General features: G+C 44.4%; 17 protein-coding genes. 4 read left to right on the forward strand and 13 right to left on the reverse strand.

Annotated features, from left to right (window positions below; all coding sequences use genetic code 11):
* The first annotated feature begins 10 nt into the window (after nt 1-10).
* Entirely contained in the window at nt 11-880 is an 870-nt protein-coding gene (gene sdaAA / locus EYS05_RS02080) for an L-serine ammonia-lyase, iron-sulfur-dependent, subunit alpha (RefSeq protein WP_118608404.1), read from the forward strand.
* Nucleotides 881-1,098: 218 nt separating this feature from the next.
* Here the strand turns inward: sdaAA and EYS05_RS17970 are convergent, their stop codons facing one another.
* Together EYS05_RS17970 and EYS05_RS02090 are read right to left on the reverse strand one after the other, a co-directional pair.
* A complete protein-coding gene (locus tag EYS05_RS17970; protein ID WP_243101049.1) occupies nt 1,099-1,245 on the reverse strand; it encodes a hypothetical protein in 147 nt (48 codons plus the stop codon).
* A gap of 165 nt (nt 1,246-1,410) precedes the next feature.
* Nucleotides 1,411-2,133, reverse strand: coding sequence for a TraX family protein (locus tag EYS05_RS02090; RefSeq protein WP_243119187.1), 723 nt, complete (start codon nt 2,131-2,133; stop codon nt 1,411-1,413).
* Nucleotides 2,134-2,442: 309 nt separating this feature from the next.
* Between EYS05_RS02090 and nudC the strand changes: the two genes are divergently transcribed.
* The gene (nudC, locus tag EYS05_RS02095; RefSeq protein WP_118624987.1) at nt 2,443-3,279 is read left to right on the forward strand and encodes an NAD(+) diphosphatase; all 837 of its coding nucleotides are present in this window, start codon (nt 2,443-2,445) and stop codon (nt 3,277-3,279) included.
* Nucleotides 3,280-3,484: 205 nt separating this feature from the next.
* Here nudC and glgP read toward each other — a convergent pair whose 3' ends face one another.
* From glgP to EYS05_RS02120, 5 genes are all read right to left on the reverse strand, one after another.
* Nucleotides 3,485-5,752 (reverse strand): glycogen/starch/alpha-glucan family phosphorylase, encoded by a 2,268-nt coding sequence (gene glgP / locus EYS05_RS02100; protein WP_138276481.1) that lies wholly within the window; start codon nt 5,750-5,752, stop codon nt 3,485-3,487.
* A 215-nt stretch (nt 5,753-5,967) separates the two neighbouring features.
* Entirely contained in the window at nt 5,968-6,885 is a 918-nt protein-coding gene (locus EYS05_RS02105; RefSeq protein WP_138276482.1) for an AraC family transcriptional regulator, read from the reverse strand.
* 116 nt (nt 6,886-7,001) lie between these two features.
* Nucleotides 7,002-7,937: a hypothetical protein gene (locus EYS05_RS02110; protein ID WP_118512830.1), complete on the reverse strand. Its 936-nt coding sequence runs from the start codon at nt 7,935-7,937 to the stop codon at nt 7,002-7,004.
* Nucleotides 7,938-7,940: 3 nt separating this feature from the next.
* Complete coding sequence (locus EYS05_RS02115) at nt 7,941-8,744, reverse strand: ImmA/IrrE family metallo-endopeptidase (RefSeq protein ID WP_118512831.1); 804 nt, start codon at nt 8,742-8,744, stop codon at nt 7,941-7,943.
* Between the two features lie 3 nt (nt 8,745-8,747).
* Complete coding sequence (locus tag EYS05_RS02120) at nt 8,748-9,113, reverse strand: helix-turn-helix domain-containing protein (protein WP_118512832.1); 366 nt, start codon at nt 9,111-9,113, stop codon at nt 8,748-8,750.
* A gap of 275 nt (nt 9,114-9,388) precedes the next feature.
* Between EYS05_RS02120 and EYS05_RS02125 the strand changes: the two genes are divergently transcribed.
* Both EYS05_RS02125 and EYS05_RS02130 read left to right on the forward strand, forming a co-directional pair.
* Nucleotides 9,389-10,603, forward strand: coding sequence for an iron-containing alcohol dehydrogenase (locus EYS05_RS02125; RefSeq protein ID WP_138276483.1), 1,215 nt, complete (start codon nt 9,389-9,391; stop codon nt 10,601-10,603).
* Nucleotides 10,604-10,672: 69 nt separating this feature from the next.
* Nucleotides 10,673-12,052 carry an aldehyde dehydrogenase gene (locus tag EYS05_RS02130; protein WP_138276484.1) on the forward strand — a complete coding sequence of 460 codons (1,380 nt, stop codon included), beginning with the start codon at nt 10,673-10,675 and terminating at the stop codon, nt 12,050-12,052.
* 57 nt (nt 12,053-12,109) lie between these two features.
* On the opposite strand, the gene EYS05_RS02135 is transcribed toward EYS05_RS02130, so the two are convergent.
* The 6 genes from EYS05_RS02135 to trpD all read right to left on the reverse strand — a co-directional run bounded on the left by EYS05_RS02135 (nt 12,110) and on the right by trpD (nt 19,003).
* Nucleotides 12,110-14,203: a glycoside hydrolase family 3 C-terminal domain-containing protein gene (locus tag EYS05_RS02135; RefSeq protein WP_138276485.1), complete on the reverse strand. Its 2,094-nt coding sequence runs from the start codon at nt 14,201-14,203 to the stop codon at nt 12,110-12,112.
* A 182-nt stretch (nt 14,204-14,385) separates the two neighbouring features.
* A complete protein-coding gene (gene trpA, locus EYS05_RS02140; RefSeq protein WP_138276486.1) occupies nt 14,386-15,156 on the reverse strand; it encodes a tryptophan synthase subunit alpha in 771 nt (256 codons plus the stop codon).
* On the reverse strand, nt 15,149-16,333 hold the full coding sequence (trpB, locus tag EYS05_RS02145; RefSeq protein ID WP_138276487.1) for a tryptophan synthase subunit beta: 1,185 nt from the start codon (nt 16,331-16,333) through the stop codon (nt 15,149-15,151). Before trpB ends, trpA begins: the two co-directional genes overlap by 8 nt.
* Before the next feature lies 1 nt (nt 16,334).
* Nucleotides 16,335-16,982 (reverse strand): phosphoribosylanthranilate isomerase, encoded by a 648-nt coding sequence (locus EYS05_RS02150; protein ID WP_138276488.1) that lies wholly within the window; start codon nt 16,980-16,982, stop codon nt 16,335-16,337.
* Between the two features lie 88 nt (nt 16,983-17,070).
* Entirely contained in the window at nt 17,071-17,865 is a 795-nt protein-coding gene (trpC, locus tag EYS05_RS02155; protein WP_138276489.1) for an indole-3-glycerol phosphate synthase TrpC, read from the reverse strand.
* 124 nt (nt 17,866-17,989) lie between these two features.
* Nucleotides 17,990-19,003 carry an anthranilate phosphoribosyltransferase gene (trpD, locus tag EYS05_RS02160; RefSeq protein WP_138276490.1) on the reverse strand — a complete coding sequence of 338 codons (1,014 nt, stop codon included), beginning with the start codon at nt 19,001-19,003 and terminating at the stop codon, nt 17,990-17,992.
* Nucleotides 19,004-19,040 lie beyond the last annotated feature (37 nt).

Consider the following 19,040-nt stretch of genomic DNA (forward strand, 5'->3'; position numbering starts at 1 on the left):
GATGTGTTTTATGGATTTCAAAAATGCCAAGGAACTTCTTGCTCTCTGCCAGAAAAAAAAGCTTCCGATTTCCGAAGTAATGCGCCAGCGTGAGATCCTTCTCGGTGAAACCACTGCTGAAATCGTGGACCAGCGCATGGACCGTGTTCTGGAGATCATGAAGGACGCTGCTTTTTCCCCCATCAAAGATCCGGTGATATCTATGGGCGGACTGATCGGCGGTGAAGCCCGAAAGCTCTGCGAATTTCATGACCTGGGAAAAAGCCTGTGCGGAAATGTTCTCGGAAAGGGAATCACCTACGCTATGGCAACCCTTGAGACCAACGCTTCCATGGGACTTATCGTTGCCTCTCCTACTGCCGGCAGTGCCGGGATCGTTCCCGGAATGATGCTTGCTCTTCAGGAGGTCTACGGCTTTTCCGATAAAAAAATCCGCCAGGCACTATTTAATGCAGGCGCGATCGGCTATCTTGCCATGCGTAATGCAACAGTTGCCGGTGCGGTTGGCGGATGTCAGGCTGAGGTCGGAATCGCTTCTGCAATGGCTGCTTCCGCTGCTGTGGAACTTCTTGGCGGTACACCTCTTCAGTGTACTTATGCTGCTTCCACGGTTCTTATGAACATGCTTGGACTTGTGTGCGACCCTGTAGGCGGCCTGGTGGAATATCCCTGCCAGAACCGTAACGCAGCCGGTGTTTCCAATGCCCTGATCGCAGCGGAAATGTCACTGGCCGGTATCCCCCAGTTCATCCCTCTGGATGAGATGATCGATGCCATGTATACTGTGGGCAAAAAACTTCCTGCAGAGCTTCGTGAGACTGCTCTTGGCGGATGCGCAGCCACGCCGTCTGCCTGTGAGAAATGTCATCTTTGCAGCTGATGAGCAGAGTATAACACATAATAAACAGGGTCCCGACTGAAATGACTCAAACAACAAAACGGAGAATTCCTGAACTTCTTTTTTAGGGAATTCTCCGTTTTCTTTTTTATAACAGGCATTCTGATCTCACATTCGCTGATTGTTCGGATTTTTTCAATTTTATTTCGTAATTCCAGCATTCTGTAGTCCAGATTCGCAATTTCTTCTGCATATTTTTTTTATTCTGCTTCAATTTCCGCATTGTCTCTTTTTTTATAATACAACTCATATTCTAACACAGACCAGTAATCCATCGCAATGGTCCGAAGCTGTATTTCCACCAGTTCTTTCTGTTCACCTTCCGCAGAATAGATGGGGACTTTCACAATGAGATGCAGGCTTTTGCAGCCGTTTTTCTTTGGATTTCTGAAAGAGTTTTCTCGCTATTTTTCTGTTTTCTTACAGAATTACTATGTTTTATGTGGATATGAAATTTATTTTCGGCAATCTATCCGATTATAAATATTAGAAAGATTTTATTTTATCTCTTACTATATTATAACGCGGACTATACTCAGTACCAGCAGATGTGCCGGATAAAAAACATAGAAAAACCATTTGGAAAACTTCGGTGCTTTTTCGGATTTTTTGCCATTATAGAAGCATAGGATGATGATTCCTGACGCCACGATCCCTAATGCCGAAAGCAGAGCATGGATCATTGCCGGTCCGGCTGCCATTTTTTCCACGTAGGAGCTGTAGTTAAACAGCGCAAAAAGGATAGCACCGACTCCGTACGCTGTTATCATCCTCTTCCTGTTCCCCCAGCCTTCATGGAACCAGATGGTAAAAACCGGTGCCAGAATCGCCCAGTCCGAACAAATGGATAGTAGAAGGAGCAGGATCAAAAGTGGAATTCTCCATTTACTTGCCATCATCCTTTCCTGAACAACCAGGATCATAAAACAGATAAACAGAGTAAAGATCATATTCAGCTGTGAATTCCCAAAAGCCATCATATAGGGAACCTGGGAGATCCCGGCAAAGATCAGAAGTCTTTCACCGTATTTTCTCCGGGAATGTGTATAGTAAAAACCTTCCACAAGAAAATAGCACATGGTAATGGCTGTGAAGTAGCCAATGTCTATAAACGCTTCCCACAGGATCGTGTTTTCCGGCAAAAGCACGTTGGCGATATGATTCAGAAGCATGGTAAAAATTGCCAGATATTTAATGGCATCTCGGGTCAGTCCCGGCTTTTCTGTTGTTGACATGATCTCCTCCTTCTATGCAGAAAAATTTTCAGACCTTTCACATCTTCTGCACAATATAATACATTTATCTTACACTGATTTTCTGACTCATACAACTTTTTTTGTTATTTCTGGTCACCAAAAGGACAGTTGCCGTTACTGTTCACTGGTAATGTCCCGCGAGGTGTTTTTTGTGAGCGAAGGTCACAGAAAAGGACAGTTGCCTTTTTCTCAAGGTAAGCTTATACTGTAGAAAACGTGCTGTATTTATATGGCAAAACTTCTCAGCAAACGCTGTAAAACAATAAATTCGGAAAGGAATTATCGATCATGATCCAGGATATCGCACCACATACCTATCACAATGAGTACAAACCTGTGGCTCCGGATAAAGAAAGCCACATCCTCGCCTATGGAGAAGGAAATATCCTTATGAAAAAAGATGGCGAAACTATAACTCTTCCAAGCTTTGGAGAGCTGGAAGGAAAAGTTGAAAATCTCTATGAGAATTATATCTATCTCTTCTCTGTTGATGAAGAACATTTTTATCTGATCCCGGATCTGGATACCAGCCTTCTTCCCGGATATCAGTTTGAGATCATCCGTGTGCTTCGCACAGCAGAGCCTCAGTATCTGGCCTTTGCCGGAATCACCGGATATCAGCTTTTTCAGTGGTACAGCAAGCGTCGTTTCTGCGGTTGCTGCGGCCAGCCAATGGTACACGATAAGACAGAGCGCAAAATGATTTGTCCTTCCTGCGGAAACGGAGAATATCCGGTACTTTCCCCGGCTGTGATCGTTGGCGTTACCAATGGCGATAAGCTGATCCTTTCCAAATATGAGGGACGAAGCCACACACGTTATGCCATGATCGCCGGTTTTGCCGAGATTGGCGAGACTATTGAAGAAACTGTACACCGCGAAGTTATGGAGGAGATCGGCGTAAAGGTCAAAAATCTCCGCTACTACAAGAGCCAGCCATGGTCTTTCTCCGGCACTCTCCTGTTCGGCTTCTACTGTGACCTGGACGGCGACGACACTCTCACTGTAGACCACAACGAACTCTCCATGGCCTCCTGGTTCAACCGCGAGGAAATCCCGGATGAGGGTGATAATATCAGTCTTACCAAGGAAATGATGATGGCATTTAAGCATGGAAAGGCCTGAAGTATCGCTTGCCTGATTCCGTAAACAATTTTTCGTAACCAATTTCACAAAAAAACACCGACCATTCATCTGTACCATGTTCTGTCCAGGCTGCCAGATCATCTCTGACAGCTCAGACCCGGTACATATTTCCGATGAATGCCGGTGTTTTTATTTTCTATTTTTCTATTTTCTTCCGTACCGGAGTAAGCTGGCTAAAACCAGTTTATTTCTCCGCCGTCAGATGCCAGATATCTCTGTTGTATTCCTCGATAGTTCTGTCTGAAGAAAAGTATCCTGCTTTTCCGATGTTTACAAGCATTTTTTCTGCCCATGCGGTTCTGTCCTCATAATCGGACAGTGCCTGATCTTTCACCTTCGCATAATCCTCGAAGTCAAGAAGAGTCATGAACCAGTCTTTGCTTACGATCTCATGATGCAGTCTTCTTAAATGCTCTTCACTTCCAATAGAAAGAAGTTCGTTTCCTACGATAAAGTCTACTGCACGACGGATGCGCTCGTCTTTTTCATAGAAATCTCTGGAGCAGTAATCTGCCTTTTCATAGTGTTCGATAACCTGCTCACTGGACTCACCGAAGATATAGATATTATCCTTACCTACCAGCTGGCTGATCTCCACATTTGCACCATCCATAGTACCAAGTGTCACAGCACCGTTAAGCATAAATTTCATGTTTCCTGTTCCGCTGGCCTCTTTGGAAGCAAGAGAGATCTGCTCGGAGATATCGCAGGCAGGGATCAGCTTCTCTGCTGCACTTACGTTGTAGTTTTCCACCATAACAACCTTCATGTATGGAGAAACCTCCGGATCATTGTTGATAAGCTCCTGTAAGCAGAGAATCAGGTGGATAATGTCCTTTGCGATAACGTATGCAGGAGCTGCTTTTGCACCGAAAATGAAAGTTACCGGGCGCTGCGGCTTCTCGCCTGCTTTGATCTTCAGATAACGGTCAATGATGTAAAGTGCATTCAGCTGCTGACGTTTGTACTCATGAAGACGTTTGATCTGGATATCATAAACACTGTGAGTATTGATTTCCTCTCCTGTGTTGGCTTTGATAAACTCTGCACATCTCTTCTTTGCATCCTGTTTGATCTTCAAGATATTTGCAAGAACATCCTGGTTTCCTTTGAAGTCAAGCATCTTGTCAAGCTCAAAAGAATCCTTGCGGAAGCCGTCACCGATCATGGATGTGATGTACTCAGTCAGCGGATGGTTGCAGTGAAGGAGCCATCTGCGGAAGGTAATTCCGTTTGTCTTGTTATTGAATTTCTCCGGATAGATCTCATAGAACTGATGAAGCTCTGTCTCCTTCAGGATATCGGTATGAAGGGATGCAACACCGTTGATGGAAAATCCGTAGTGGATGTCCATATGTGCCATGTGGACCAGGTCGTTCTTGTCGATGATGGCAAGATTTTCCTGCGGATATTTTGCTTTGATACGCTCGTCCAGCTTGCGGATGATCGGCATCAGGTGCGGAACAACCTCCTCAAGATAAGAGATCGGCCATTTCTCAAGTGCCTCTGCAAGAATGGTATGGTTGGTATAAGCGCATACATGAGATACGATCTCGCATGCCTCCTCAAACTCGATCCCACGCTCTGTGAGAAGACGGATAAGTTCCGGAATTACCATACTCGGATGTGTATCGTTGATCTGGATCACTGCATAATCGGCAAGGTCATGAAGATTGCAGCCTTTTGCTGTTGCCTCATCCAGAATCAGCTGTGCCGCATTGCTTACCATGAAGTACTGCTGATAAATACGAAGCTTTCTTCCTGCGTCATCGCTGTCATCCGGATACAGGAACAGTGTCAGGTTGTGGAGCAGATCCTTCTTATCAAAGGAGATTCCCTCGCCTACAATGCTCTCATCTGCAATATCAATATCAAAAAGGCGAAGCTTGATCGCTTTGTTCTCATAGCCTGCCACGTCAATATCATACAGTGTGGATTTCAGCATAAAGCCCTTAAACGGCACGTAATAGGAAACGCCTGCATCTGTAAGCCAGCTCTCCGGCTGGATCCACGGATTCGGTGTCTCAAACTGAAGATGATCCTTAAACTCCTGTTTGAAAAGTCCGAGGTGATAATTAAGTCCGATTCCTTCTCCCGGAAGTCCCAGAGTTGCGATGGAATCCAGGAAGCAAGCTGCCAGACGGCCAAGTCCGCCATTTCCGAGAGATGGCTCCGGCTCGATCTCCTCGATCATGGAAAGCTCTTTTCCGTTTTCTTTAAGATATTTCGCAACTTCATCGTAAACGCCCAGATTGATCAGGTTGTTGGAAAGAAGCTTACCGATAAGGAACTCTGCGGAAATATAATAAATTTTCTTTTTTCCTTCCTGGTAGCCGCGGCCCTTCAGCTGCTCCTTTGTCCAGGAGAGAAGTCCGTGATAGATTTCCTCGTTTGTACAATCTTTTACATTTTTGTTATATTTGTCTTCAAATACTTTGCTTAATGTTTCCATTTTTGATCTCCTTTCATGGATCTTGATGGGATGAAATATGTTTTTACAAGGTTGTTTGCTTTGTTTTTGATGTTATTAGGATATCACGCATTTCTTTTCAAAAATATAACAATCCTGTCATGATATGCAAGATATTTGTCAGACTGTTTTCACTTTTTACTGTAGCTCTGCATAAAAACGCAAACGTGACATATGCGGTTGCTTCGGGATCTTTCTCAGGTCTGTCTCATACTCTTCCTGTACTTATGCGGTGAAATCTTATTGGACTGCTGAAATTTCTTTATAAAATAACTTGTACTGTTAAATCCCACCTCCATGGCAATCTCCGTCACAGGTGCATCGGAATGTGTAAGAAGATACTTTGCCTTCTCCATACGGAAGTCATTGATGTACTCCACCAGGGTTTTTCCCGTATACTGGCGAAAAAGCTTCATAAAATAATACTCACTGTAATTGGAAAGTCCGGAAAGCTCTGAAACGGTAAGATTCTCCTGATAGTGAAGGCTGATATGATCCAGCACTTCCTTTACTGCTGCAAGGCTCTTGTTCTGCTCTGTGCTTACCGGGATAATATAATGCTTCGTCAACATCTCATAAAAGAAATCAAAGAACAGCATTTTCAGCTTCACATAAAAATATGGCTTTTTCTCCGTATGACAGTCATGGATCTCCAGAAAAATTTCCCGAAGCTTCTCATATCCGGAATCTCCTTCTTCTATATGATGGCAGAATTCTGCCTTGTTTTCTATTAATGGTGATACCACACATTCCTGGCAGATATCTCCCGGCTGACCTGCAAGGAAGCCCAGGCTGAAAACCACACTCTTATAATAAAGAGGCTTCTTAAGATCAGTCCGCATACTATGGAGAACTCCACAGTTCACGATCAGGATATCCCCCTTTTTCAGGCGGATGCTCTCCCGGTTCAGTCTGGCAAAGCCACTGCCTTTTTCAATATACATGATCTCCATCTCACTGTGCCAGTGGTCATACAGTGCATGAAAAATCTCACAGTTCGCCATATAGGTTTCCACCGGAAGCTCGAAGGAACCGTGAGGGCTTAATTCTTTTAAATTATCATCCACTTCGGATACGTGAAGAGGATTTTTTTCGGATGTGTCTGTTTCTGGCATGATTTCCTCCGTGATCTTCAGGTGAATACCGCAAGCAGTTATTCCACTCAAGCGGATATTCGCAATCCGCATTCGCTACTTGCTCATAACAGAATAACTGCCAAACAGTTATTCTGTTAAAATATAATATCAATTCCGTCTGGCTGCATAAGCATATCTGCCAGTTCTTCGGCATCTGATGAAATCTCTTTTACACGAATATCTCTTTTTCTTATTCCCAGTACTACAAGATTTCCCGATATTCCTGCGCTCATAATTTCTCTTATGTGATCTTTTTCTGTCAAAATTCCTTTTCTGAACAAAACCTGAACCAATTTCGGTGTACTGTATATGCCGATTTCTTTCCCACGATACTGCATTCTTGTCCGTTTAAATAAATTATCTATTTTACCAGCTGCGCCTTTATCATCCGTAATAACATAAAACTTTTCATCTGCTTCTCCGGGAATATTTGCCAAAATATGAAGACAAACAGCCAGTATTTCCTCACCAAGGTTATCGCCCGATTCTTTATTTTTTCGTACTGTTTCAAAAAAATGTCGATATATTTCTTTACTGTTGAGATTTTTCCCCTGCATAACTTCTTTATTAATCTCGGCATTATTTTCAATGGTATATGTTATGGTACTGACCGGTCCTTTTAATAGTCTTACCGCCCAGCATAAATAATTATTGATCGCAGCATTCGTGTTAAAAACCATCTCCATGATGAAAAAAATATCCTCTTCATACAGAACCACTACCGGTATTCCATATTCCCGTATGTATTTTATATATTCCATATATTCCTGATTTAGTATTCCACTATGAGAAGCCAGTTCCATCAAAATGCATCTCGTAATTACAAGAACGGTATCCTGAGTCTTCATATGCTTCAGTAAATACCCAGCTTCTTCTTTTTTCAGCTTGGAATGTCTCCGGAATGAACAAGCATCATAAAAACAACATTTCTTTCTGGAAAAAATTTCTGATATGATCTGATCTTTCCCGGTAATTATCCAAGGCATGATTTCTTGTATATTATAGGGGTTATCCACATAGCCTTCTGCCATTTGCTATTCCCCCCTTACTTCTCTGTAGAGCCTTTTCATATTCTGAAGAACTTTTTTTAATGTTCTTTCATTTAAATAAGCTCCTTCCATACATTCTTCACCATATCGCTTCACCATGTACTCCAACTTGTCGTAATCATCCCTATACGATGGATTTAAAATACTTTCATCCAGCCATAGTCTGGAAAAACCATTCTTTATATCATCTGCAGATATTTCCAGTAACATCTTTGATATATCTGATTCTTCCAGAAGTTCCAGTTCAAAGCATCGGACCAGTACAGCCATATAAGGAACCTGATAATAATTCATCAGGCGAAATACTGTATCTCTTTCATTATTTTCAGATTCCGCATGAAATTTCTGAAACATAAAACGAAATCCGCTTGTGGGCATCAAAAGCATTCCGGCAAACAAATTAGCTGCAACTTCCTCTTCATGTGTATAATAATCATCATTGGCAAACTCCACCTTTGTACGAAAATCTGTTTTCTGATAAAGCACATGATACAGTTCATGGCACAAAGCAAAATTCACATTTACCTTTGGCAATGATGTATTAAGTACAATATATCCCAACGCATCTCCTTTATAACAAAGAGCTCCTATTTCCTGATCACAGAAAGGCAGTTCTATAATAAGATATCCTTTTTTCTGAAAAGATGGTCTTACGATCTGCATAATATTAAGAAGTTCTTTATCGTTACTGATTCCCGCAAAAGAACAGAAGCTTCTTATCTTCTCTTCCATCTCTTCTTTATGACAATCCCCATATTGGATTATCTTTCTAAGACGTTTAATATCCATGGACTACTCCTTTGATATATTCATAAATCGATGTTTCGCACTCATTACTTCATCAATATTTTCCATCAGATTTTCAAGCTTTCCCGCAATTTCATTCTGACGTTCTGTAGGATTTCCTGCATAAAAAGCAATTTTTTCCTGTGTGTAATCACTGATCTGAGGGATAAAAAAAGAATCTTTCATAAAGAAATCCATTTTTTTCCCCAACGCAGATGCTATTTTTTCCATATCGGTGCTGTTTATATCCTGTACACCAGTCAGAATACGCGACAATTTTTTCCCATCAATTCCCGTTTTCAAACTGATATATGTCTGCTTAATCTTCATCTGTGAGAGATAAACATTTACATTTTCTATATATTTTGTCATGTCACATCTCCTCTTCCTTATCTTTCTGTTTATATATTATCTTGCTATGTACTATAATTATACGCTCTTTCATTAATATATCAACAAGGAAATCTCATTTAACAGGATTTTTATTTATATTTTTATTTTTCAAAAATTTTTTTTTAATTTCGAACCATATTTTCTCATTTTTTAATACTCTGATTTATTTTTCATCGCTTGACTTTTCCCATTTCAACTGCTATATATAATATTTGAAATAAAATAATTTGACTTTAAAAGGAATAAAAACTACCATGAATCCATTAAAAAAAGCTTACTGCCGGATTTTCCAGAATGTCTTTAAATTCGCCCTTCCACTGCTTCCTTACCGCAATCCGAAGATCATAGGAAGTGTCAAAGGGATCCCGGAAGTTCTGGAAAAAAGAAACTATAACAATGTACTCATCATCACAGATGCAGGTATCCGAAGCCTTGGCCTTACAGAAAGACTGGAGCAGACACTGAAGCGAAGCTGCATCTCTTACCATATCTACGACAAAACCGTTGCCAATCCAACAACCATCAATGTGGACGAAGCCCTTCACATGTATCTGGATCATGACTGCCAGGCGATCATCGGCTTCGGCGGTGGTTCCAGTATGGACTGTGCAAAAGCCACAGCAGCCCGCATTGCCAAGCCACACCAGTCTCTTGCTCAGATGAAGGGAATCCTGAAGATCCACAAAAAGCTTCCTCTTCTCATCGCCATCCCCACGACTGCAGGAACAGGAAGTGAAACAACACTTGCTGCTGTCATTACCGATGCAGAAACACGGCACAAATATGCCATCAACGATTTTCCGCTGATCCCACGCTACGCAGTTCTTGACCCCAAAGTGACTTTAAGCCTTCCGCCGTTTATCACAGCTACCACCGGCATGGATGCCCTGACTCACGCAGTGGAAGCCTACATTGGAAATTCCACTACACCTGGCACAAGAAAAAATGCCCTGGATGCTGTCAGACTGATCTTTGAAAATCTGGATACCGCCTACACACACGGCAATAATATTGAAGCAAGACGAAATATGCTCCGCGCCTCCTATTTCGCAGGCTGTGCCTTCACCAAATCCTACGTTGGATATGTCCACGCAATTGCACATTCTCTCGGCGGAAAATATAATGTTCCACACGGGCTTGCCAATGCAGTGATCCTTCCTATGGTGCTGGAAACCTATGGAGACAGCATTACCCATAAGCTTCGCAGCCTGGCTCTGGCTGTCGGTCTCTGCGATAAACATGAGGACGATAAAACTGCTGCCCGGATGTTTATTGATGCAATAAAAGATATGAAAAAACGCTTTGGCATCGGAGACTATATTCCGGAAATCCAGGAAACGGACATCCCGGAGCTTGCCCATTATGCAGATAAAGAAGCCAATCCTCTGTACCCGGTTCCTGTGCTGATGGATGCCAGCGAACTTGAGACACTGTATTACAGGCTGATGCCTCCGGCAGGCAATTGTTAAAACAGACATTGGCATAAACAGATTTCGATATTTCGAATACAGGATTTTTTCAGAAAGGACTATAATTCCATGGAAAAAGAACAGATCAACCAGCTTTTAGATAAACAGCGCCAGTACTTCTACTCCGGCGCAACTCTTGACCTTGATTTTCGCATCAGCGCCCTGAAACGTCTCCGCGCTTCCATCCGGAAATACGAGGATCAGATCCACGCTGCGCTGAAAAAGGATCTGGGAAAAAGTAATTTCGAAAGCTATATGTGTGAGACCGGACTGGTGCTCTCCGAGATCACACATATGCTGAAAAATATCCGCTCTTACGCGAAGGAACATACTGTTCCAACCCCGCTGGCACAGTTCCATTCCCGCAGTTTCCGTAAACCATCTCCCTACGGTGTGGTTCTCATTATGAGTCCGTGGAACTATCCGTTTCTTCTCACCATGGAACCACTGGTAGACGCCATTGCAGCCGGAAACACAGTCATCCTGAAACCAAGTGCCTACTCACCGGCAACAAGTGAAGTGATCCGTCTTCTCATCCATGAATGCTTCGATGAAAAATACGTTGCAACTGTCACAGGCGGACGTGCGGAAAACACACATCTTCTCAGTCTGCACTTTGATTACATCTTCTTCACGGGAAGCCAGTCTGTGGGAAAAGAGGTCATGAGAAAGGCTTCCGAGTACCTCACACCAGTCACTCTGGAGCTGGGTGGAAAAAGCCCCTGCATCGTGGACAAAACAGCCAATCTCCGCCTTGCGGCAAAACGTATCGTCTTCGGCAAGTTTCTGAACTGCGGCCAGACCTGCGTGGCTCCGGACTACATCTACTGTGATCCGGAGATCAAAGAAGCCCTGATCGCAGAGCTTCGCAGGCAGATTACACGCCAGTATGGAAAAGAACCTCTGAAAAACCGGAATTACGGAAAGATCATCAACGAAAAGCATTTCGACCGTATCAACAGTCTGATTGATCCTGCCAAAACTGTCTGCGGCGGTGGTTCCAGCCGTGAAACACTTCAGATCGAGCCGACGGTTCTTGACAACGTAACCTTCGATGATCCGGTCATGCAGCAGGAAATCTTCGGCCCGGTACTTCCGGTCCTCACCTATGACTCTCTCGGAGGTGCCGTAACAAAGATCAATTCCATGGCACATCCACTGGCTCTTTATATCTTCACCGAAGATGAAAAAAATGCCCGGGAAGTTACTTCCCGATGTGGTTTCGGCGGTGGCTGTATCAACGATGTCCTCATACATCTGGCAACCAGCAATATGGGGTTCGGCGGCTTTGGTGAAAGCGGTATGGGATCCTATCATGGCATCGACGGCTTCCGAACATTCTCTCATTATAAGAGTATCGTAGATAAAAAGACCTGGATCGATCTTCCTATGAGATATCAGAAATATCGGAAGATTTATGAGAAAATGGTACGGTTGTTTATGCGGTAGATATGAAGGGAGGGCGATGTCTGATTCATCGCCCTCCTGTTACTTTAGATTTTTTTATTATTTTTCCCAGATGATCCTTACCGGCATGATTCCGGTCAGTTCTTTGCTTTTTTCATCCGGCTGGCTGCAGCCTGCATAAATTTCAAATTTCTTTCCTTCTTCCATCCGTTTCCCCATTTCATCTACTACGGTGAATGCTTTTTCCCATATTGGGATTTCTATTTTTCGGCATTCTCCCGCCTTCAGGAATATCCGCTGAAAACCGGCCAGCATCGGATTGGGAATGGCGTTTTTGCTGTCGATATTTTTTACATAGATCTGAACAACATCCTCTGTATCATATGCGCCGTTATTCCGCACTTCTACCTCCACGTTTATCTTCTGTCCACATGTTTTGACCTCTGCTTTATCTACTGTCACATTACTGTACGTCAGACCAAATCCAAAAGGAAACTGTGCTTTTCGTTCCATATAGCGATATGTTCTGCCTTTCATGGAATAATCGGTAAAATCCGGAAGTTCTTCCAGGCTTTCATAAAATGTCACCGGAAGTTTTCCTGATGGCGAGATTTCTCCAAACAGTACCTTTGCCGCTGCCTTCCCGCCCTGGCATCCAGGGTACCACAGCATCATGACTGCATCAAATTTCTCTGCCGCATATTTCAGATTAAGATCACTTCCTGCCAGCAGACAGAATACTGCCGGTTTTCCGGTGTCTGCGATTGCTTCCATCAGTTCCCGCTGTACTCCGGGAAGTTCAATATCTTCTTTATCTCCCGATACATAGCTGTTTCCGGTGTCTCCCTCTTCTCCTTCCAGTGTCTCATCCAGTCCCATACATAAGATCACCACATCGCTGTTTTCCGCAACCACCTTTGCTTCCGCAATACGATCTCTGGTAAACGCAAGGTGCTCCGTCCGGTCTCGGAACAGATCACAGCCTCTGGAAGTAAGGATCCTTACATCGTCTCCCACATAATCCTGGATGCCTTCCTGTATGGTAATATACCTGGAAGCTGTTCCGTGATAATTACCGATCAGCGCCTGTCTGCTGTCTGCATTTGGTCCAATAATTCCTATTGTTTTCAGTTTTTCTTTATCAAGCGGAAGAATCCCGTTATTTTTCAGCAAAACAAAACTTTTTTCCGCTGCTTTCTCCGCTGCAGCCAGATTCCTGGGAGATTCCACCTCCAGGTAGGAGATATTGTCATATTCGCTTCCATCAAACAAGCCCAGCAGATACCTTGTAGTAAAAAGCCGCACTGCTGCCTGGGTTATGGTTTCTTCTGTGACAAGCCCTTTTTCGTATGCTTTCATAATGTGAAGATAGGTATTTCCACAATTCAGGTCACAACCATTATTAATAGCCAGTGCTGCAGATTCAACGGCTGTATCCGTTACCATATGGTGTTCGTGAAAATCACGGATTGCCCAGCAGTCTGATACAAAATGCCCCTGAAATTTCCATTCGCCTCTGAGTTTTTTCTGTAATGTGGGACTTCCGCAGCAGGGTTCCCCGTTTGTCCGGTTATAAGCTCCCATAACCGCTTCTACTTTCGCTTCTTTTACCAGACCTTCAAATGCCGGCAGATACGTTTCTTCCATATCTTTTGCGGATGCTTCCGCATCAAATTCATGACGAAGTGCCTCCGGCCCGGAATGTACTGCAAAATGTTTGGCACAGGCTGCTGCCTTCATTGTATCCCCATTTCCCTGAAGTGCTTTTACAAAGGAAACTCCAAGTTCTTTTGTAAGATACGGATCTTCCCCATAAGTTTCATGTCCTCTACCCCATCGTGGATCACGAAAAATATTGACATTAGGAGACCAGAACGTCAATCCCTTATAAATATCTCTGTCACCGTTTACGGAATATGCATTATACTTTGCTCTGCCCTCTGTTGCCACGATACCGGCCATCTCTGCCACACTTTTCCTATCAAAAGTTGCCGCCATTCCGATCGCCTGTGGAAAAACCGTTGCCTGCCCTGCTCTGGCAACACCGTGAAGTCCCTCATTCCACCAGTTATATGCCGGAATTCCCAGTCTTTTTATTGCAGGTGCATCGTACCTTAACTGACTGGCTTTTTCCTCCAGCGTCATTCTGGCAACCAGCGCTTCTGCTTTCTTCTTTGCTTCCTCCCGATTCATCCCCAATTTCCTCCTCACCTTTTTTTATATCATCTATCACCTGGTCTCTAACTGTCAAGTAGATATTTTCTGTAATTTCTCCGAAATCTGCTCAGCACGAAAAAAATCTGCTTTACCCTTTTTTTGGATAAAGCAGATTTTTATTACACTTTGTGATCTGTGTTACGATTTCAGCCGGAAACTTATCTGATCGCATCCTTCATCTCTTTCACATAAGCCTTCACCTTCGGCACGCAGTCTTTGCCGTAGGCACCACAAAGCTTCACAATGGCAGATCCTACAATGGCACCGTCCGACTGGTCTGCCATCTTTTTTGCCTGCTCCGGTGTGGAGATTCCGAATCCTACTGCACATGGAATATCTTTCTGGGCTTTTACCAGCTTCACCATAGCTCCGATATCTGTGGTAATGCTGGTACGCATTCCTGTTACCCCAAGGGAAGATACGCAGTAAACAAAACCTTCCGACTCTTTTGCGATCATGGCGATCCGCTCATGGGAAGTCGGTGCGATCAGGGAGATCAGATCAAGGCCGTACTGTTTGCACACAACATCAAACTCTTCTTTTTCCTCAAACGGAACATCCGGAAGGATCAGTCCATCCATTCCAACTTCTGCTGCTTTCCTGATAAAACGCTCTGTTCCGTAAGAAAATACTACGTTTGCGTAGGTCATAAATACCATTGGGATTTTTGTGTTTTTACGGATTTTTTCTACCATTGCAAAAACTTTATCTGTAGTCACGCCGCCTGCAAGTGCCCGAACATTGGCTTCCTGGATCACAGGTCCCTCTGCGGTAGGATCTGAGAACGGGATTCCAAGCTCGATCAGATCTGCTCCTGCTTCTTCCATTGCATAAACCAGTTGCTCTGTTACCTCCAGAGACGGATCTCCGCAGGCCAAAAAAGGAATAAATGCTTTTCCGTTTGCAAATGCTTCTGTAATTCTATTCATGAATATCCTCCCCTCTGTAGCGGGCGATCGCCGCACAGTCCTTATCTCCACGTCCTGAAACAGTAACTACCATGATCTTGTCCTTTCCAAGTGTCGGTGCGATCTTTTTCGCATAAGCCACTGCATGAGCACTTTCGATTGCAGGAATAATTCCTTCTGTTCTGGAAAGATATTCAAAAGCATCTACTGCTTCGTCATCTGTAACAGGCACGTACTCTGCTCTTCCGATATCATAAAGGTGTGCATGCTCCGGACCTACACCCGGATAATCAAGACCTGCGGAGATGGAGTATACCGGTGCGATCTGTCCGTACTCATCCTGGCAGAAGTAGGATTTCATACCATGGAAGATTCCGAGACGACCGGTTGCGATGGTTGCCGCAGTCTCCGCAGTATTCACGCCACGTCCTGCTGCCTCACAGCCGATGAGACGAACGTCTTTGTCCTCAATGAAATTGTAGAAGGTTCCGATAGCATTGGAGCCGCCGCCCACACAGGCCAGGACAACATCCGGAAGTCTTCCCTCTTTTTCCAGCATCTGTTCTTTGATCTCCTTGGAGATCACTGCCTGGAAATCACGGACGATAGTCGGGAACGGGTGCGGCCCCATAACAGATCCCAGTACATAATGGGTATCTGCAATACGGTTTGTCCACTCACGCATGGTCTCCGAAACAGCATCCTTTAAGGTTGCAGTCCCGCTTGTGACTGCATGGACTTTTGCTCCGAGGAGACGCATTTTGTAAACATTCAGGGCCTGACGTTCCGTGTCTTCTTTTCCCATGAAAACTTCACATTCCATCCCCATCAAAGCTGCTGCGGTTGCAGTTGCAACACCATGCTGTCCGGCTCCTGTCTCAGCGATCACACGTGTCTTGCCCATTTTTTTTGCCAGGAGCACCTGACCAAGTACGTTGTTGATCTTGTGGGCTCCTGTGTGGTTTAAGTCTTCTCTTTTCAGATAGATCCTGGCTCCGCCAAGGTCCTCGGTCATATGTGCCGCATAGTAAAGACGGGATGGTCTTCCTGCGTATTCATTGAGAAGCTCTGTGAGCTCACGGTTGAATTCCGGATCGTTTTTGTAATGGTTGTATGCTTCCTCAAGCTCCAGAACGGCGTTCATCAGTGTTTCCGGGATGTACTGTCCGCCATGGATGCCGAATCTTCCTTTTGACATGTTATATTTCCTCCTTTATGTTCCTTACTGCGTATACTGCTTCTAATATTTTATCCGGGTCTTTGTGACCGTCGGTTTCTACACTGCTGCTTAAATCTACTGCCCAGGGGTGAAGCAGATGTATGGCCGATTCCAGATTTTCACAGCCCAGACCTCCGGCCAGAAACCAGGGACGTTTGATCGCCGGTACCAGACTCCAGTCGAAAGTTTCTCCTGTTCCTCCTGCGCCCTGATCCAGCAGAATATAGTCTGCTTCCGAACGGATCGCTTTCTTTATATCTGCTTCTGTTTTTATGGAAAAAGCCTTTATCAGAAGCTGGTCTGTCATGGTCTTAAGCTGTCTGATATAATTCTCGTCCTCCTGGCCGTGAAGCTGTGCCAGTGCGATGGTTCCTTCGTTTAAAAGCTGTGCGGGAAGCTCCATCGGTGCATTGACGAATACGCCTACCGGCAAAATGCTATCATCCAGTTCTTCCCGGAGAGCCTTCAATTGCTCCACGGTGACGTTTCTTCTACTTTTTGGGAATTCTACAATGAATCCTGCAAAGTCCGGTTTAGCCTGGTTCACTGCCTGGATATCTTCCGGGCGGGTCAGGCCGCAGATCTTGATCCTGGTTCTGCTCCCATGTTTCAACGGTTGTTCTCTCATATTCAGCCAATCCTGCCCTTTCCTGTTTCGTTACTATTTGCCGCTGGTCAGCTCTATTACTTATTTGCTCTATTCTTTCGTTTGGCCTTTATACAAGTGCTCCACCATTCAGATTTTCCAATGCTGCTTTCTTATCCGGGCTTCGCATCAGGGTTTCACCGATCAGGACTGCACCTACCCGGTTTCTTTCCAGGATAGCGATATCACCTGCGTTTTTGATTCCGCTCTCAGACACAAATACCACATTGTCCGGTGCCAGGTTTCGAAGACGGACGCTGTTGTTCATATCAACCTTAAAGGTTTTCAGGTCACGGTTATTTACGCCGACGATCTTTGCACCTGTCTTTAATGCTCTTGCCACTTCATTCTCGTCATGAGCTTCCACCAGTGCATCCATTCCCAGAGCTTCTGCTAACTCCCTGTATTCCAGGAGTTCCTGGTCATTTAAAATAGCACAGATCAGAAGTACAGCCGATGCGCCGAATGCTTTTGCCTGATAGATCATGTACTTATCCACCGTGAAGTCCTTCCGAAGGATAGGAATATCCACTGCTTCTGTGATCTCACGGAGATAAGTGTCACTTCCCATGAAATAAAATGGCTCTGTGAGGCAGGAGATCGCAGATGCACCTGCTGCCTCGTATTCTTTCGCAATTTCCAGATACGGAAATTCCGGTGCGATCAGCCCCTTGGAGGGGGAAGCTTTTTTTACTTCACAGATGTAGGACATACCCGGCTTTTTCAACGCTTCCAGAAAGGACGGCTGCTGTGGTGCTTTTTCTGCCAAGGTTTTCAGCTGATCCAGGGGAAACTGACGTTTTTCCTTCCGGATACGTTCTCTTGTTTTTTCTGCAATTTCCTCCAGAATGTTTTTTTCGCTCATTCTTTGTTTCTCTCCTTGATATTTCAACACTCATTTGGCAATTTCAAAAAGTCTGACAGATTAATGTTTCCGTTCATATCTCTTCCGATAGGGATTGCCGATTTCTCTTCTGCCGCTATTATTTTCAAATCTCGTTACTTAATTTGATAAATTCCGCAAGCTTGGCAGCAGCTGCACCACTGTCGATCAGGTTTTCAGCCATCTTCACGCCATCTTCTATAGTCTTCGCCTTTCCTGCGATATAAAGTGCTGCACCTGCGTTCATGCAGACCGCCTGACGCTTCGGGCCTTTTTCGGTTCCGTTTACAATGGCTTTTGTGATCTCTGCGTTCTCTGCCGGTGTGCCGCCTGCCAGATCTTCTTTGCTGCAGCGTGTATAGCCGAACTGCTCCGGTGTGATCTCATAGGACTGGAACCATCCGTCCTTGATCTCGCACACAGAAGTCGGTGCGCTCATGGAGATCTCATCCAGCTTATCCTGCCCGAAAACTACCATTCCGCGGTTCACGCCAAGCTTCATCATAACCTGTGCCAGCGGCTCTACCAGAGACTGGTCAAAGACTCCCATCAGCTCCATGTTTGCGCCTGCCGGGTTGCTTAATGGTCCGAGGATATTAAATACCGTGCGGATTCCCAGCTCTTTACGGATCGGTGCCACATATTTCATGGCAATATGATAATTCTGTGCGAACAGGAAACAGATGTTGATCTTTTTCAGGATCTCTGCACTTTTTTCCGGCGGGATAGTGATCTTTACGCCAAGTGCTTCCAGAACATCTGCTGCACCGCTCTTGGAAGATGCTGCACGGTTTCCGTGTTTTGCTACCGGAACGCCACCTGCTACGATCACAAGAGAAGATGTCGTAGAAATATTAAAGGAGTTTGCTCCGTCACCACCGGTTCCTACGATTTCCAGAACATTCATATCGTGGAGAAGCTTGATGCAGTGTGCACGCATTCCGGCTGCTGATGCAGTGATCTCATCAATAGTCTCTCCTTTCAGGGAAAGTGCAGTAAGGTAGGATGCCATCTGTACCGGTGTTGCCGCTCCGTCCATGATCTCATTCATTACGGCTTCTGCTTCGTCATATGTAAGATCTTCTTTTTTTGAAAGCTTGATGATTGCTTCTTTGATCATTGTTGTTTCCTCCTGTTCTGTAACGATTCTATCTTTT

This window comes from Blautia sp. SC05B48 (genome assembly GCF_005848555.1).
GTDB lineage: Bacteria > Bacillota > Clostridia > Lachnospirales > Lachnospiraceae > Blautia_A.

Bases quoted from the DNA above. Each gene is read 5' to 3' on its own strand.
- sdaAA (WP_118608404.1), top strand. From the start codon at position 11: ATGGATTTCAAAAATGCCAAGGAACTTCTTGCTCTCTGCCAGAAAAAA.
- EYS05_RS02090 (WP_243119187.1), bottom strand. From the start codon at position 2,133: ATGTCAACAACAGAAAAGCCGGGACTGACCCGAGATGCCATTAAATAT.
- nudC (WP_118624987.1), top strand. From the start codon at position 2,443: ATGATCCAGGATATCGCACCACATACCTATCACAATGAGTACAAACCT.
- glgP (WP_138276481.1), bottom strand. From the start codon at position 5,752: ATGGAAACATTAAGCAAAGTATTTGAAGACAAATATAACAAAAATGTA.
- EYS05_RS02105 (WP_138276482.1), bottom strand. From the start codon at position 6,885: ATGCCAGAAACAGACACATCCGAAAAAAATCCTCTTCACGTATCCGAA.
- EYS05_RS02110 (WP_118512830.1), bottom strand. From the start codon at position 7,937: ATGGCAGAAGGCTATGTGGATAACCCCTATAATATACAAGAAATCATG.
- EYS05_RS02115 (WP_118512831.1), bottom strand. From the start codon at position 8,744: ATGGATATTAAACGTCTTAGAAAGATAATCCAATATGGGGATTGTCAT.
- EYS05_RS02120 (WP_118512832.1), bottom strand. From the start codon at position 9,113: ATGACAAAATATATAGAAAATGTAAATGTTTATCTCTCACAGATGAAG.
- EYS05_RS02125 (WP_138276483.1), top strand. From the start codon at position 9,389: ATGAATCCATTAAAAAAAGCTTACTGCCGGATTTTCCAGAATGTCTTT.
- EYS05_RS02130 (WP_138276484.1), top strand. From the start codon at position 10,673: ATGGAAAAAGAACAGATCAACCAGCTTTTAGATAAACAGCGCCAGTAC.
- EYS05_RS02135 (WP_138276485.1), bottom strand. From the start codon at position 14,203: ATGAATCGGGAGGAAGCAAAGAAGAAAGCAGAAGCGCTGGTTGCCAGA.
- trpA (WP_138276486.1), bottom strand. From the start codon at position 15,156: ATGAATAGAATTACAGAAGCATTTGCAAACGGAAAAGCATTTATTCCT.
- trpB (WP_138276487.1), bottom strand. From the start codon at position 16,333: ATGTCAAAAGGAAGATTCGGCATCCATGGCGGACAGTACATCCCGGAA.
- EYS05_RS02150 (WP_138276488.1), bottom strand. From the start codon at position 16,982: ATGAGAGAACAACCGTTGAAACATGGGAGCAGAACCAGGATCAAGATC.
- trpC (WP_138276489.1), bottom strand. From the start codon at position 17,865: ATGAGCGAAAAAAACATTCTGGAGGAAATTGCAGAAAAAACAAGAGAA.
- trpD (WP_138276490.1), bottom strand. From the start codon at position 19,003: ATGATCAAAGAAGCAATCATCAAGCTTTCAAAAAAAGAAGATCTTACA.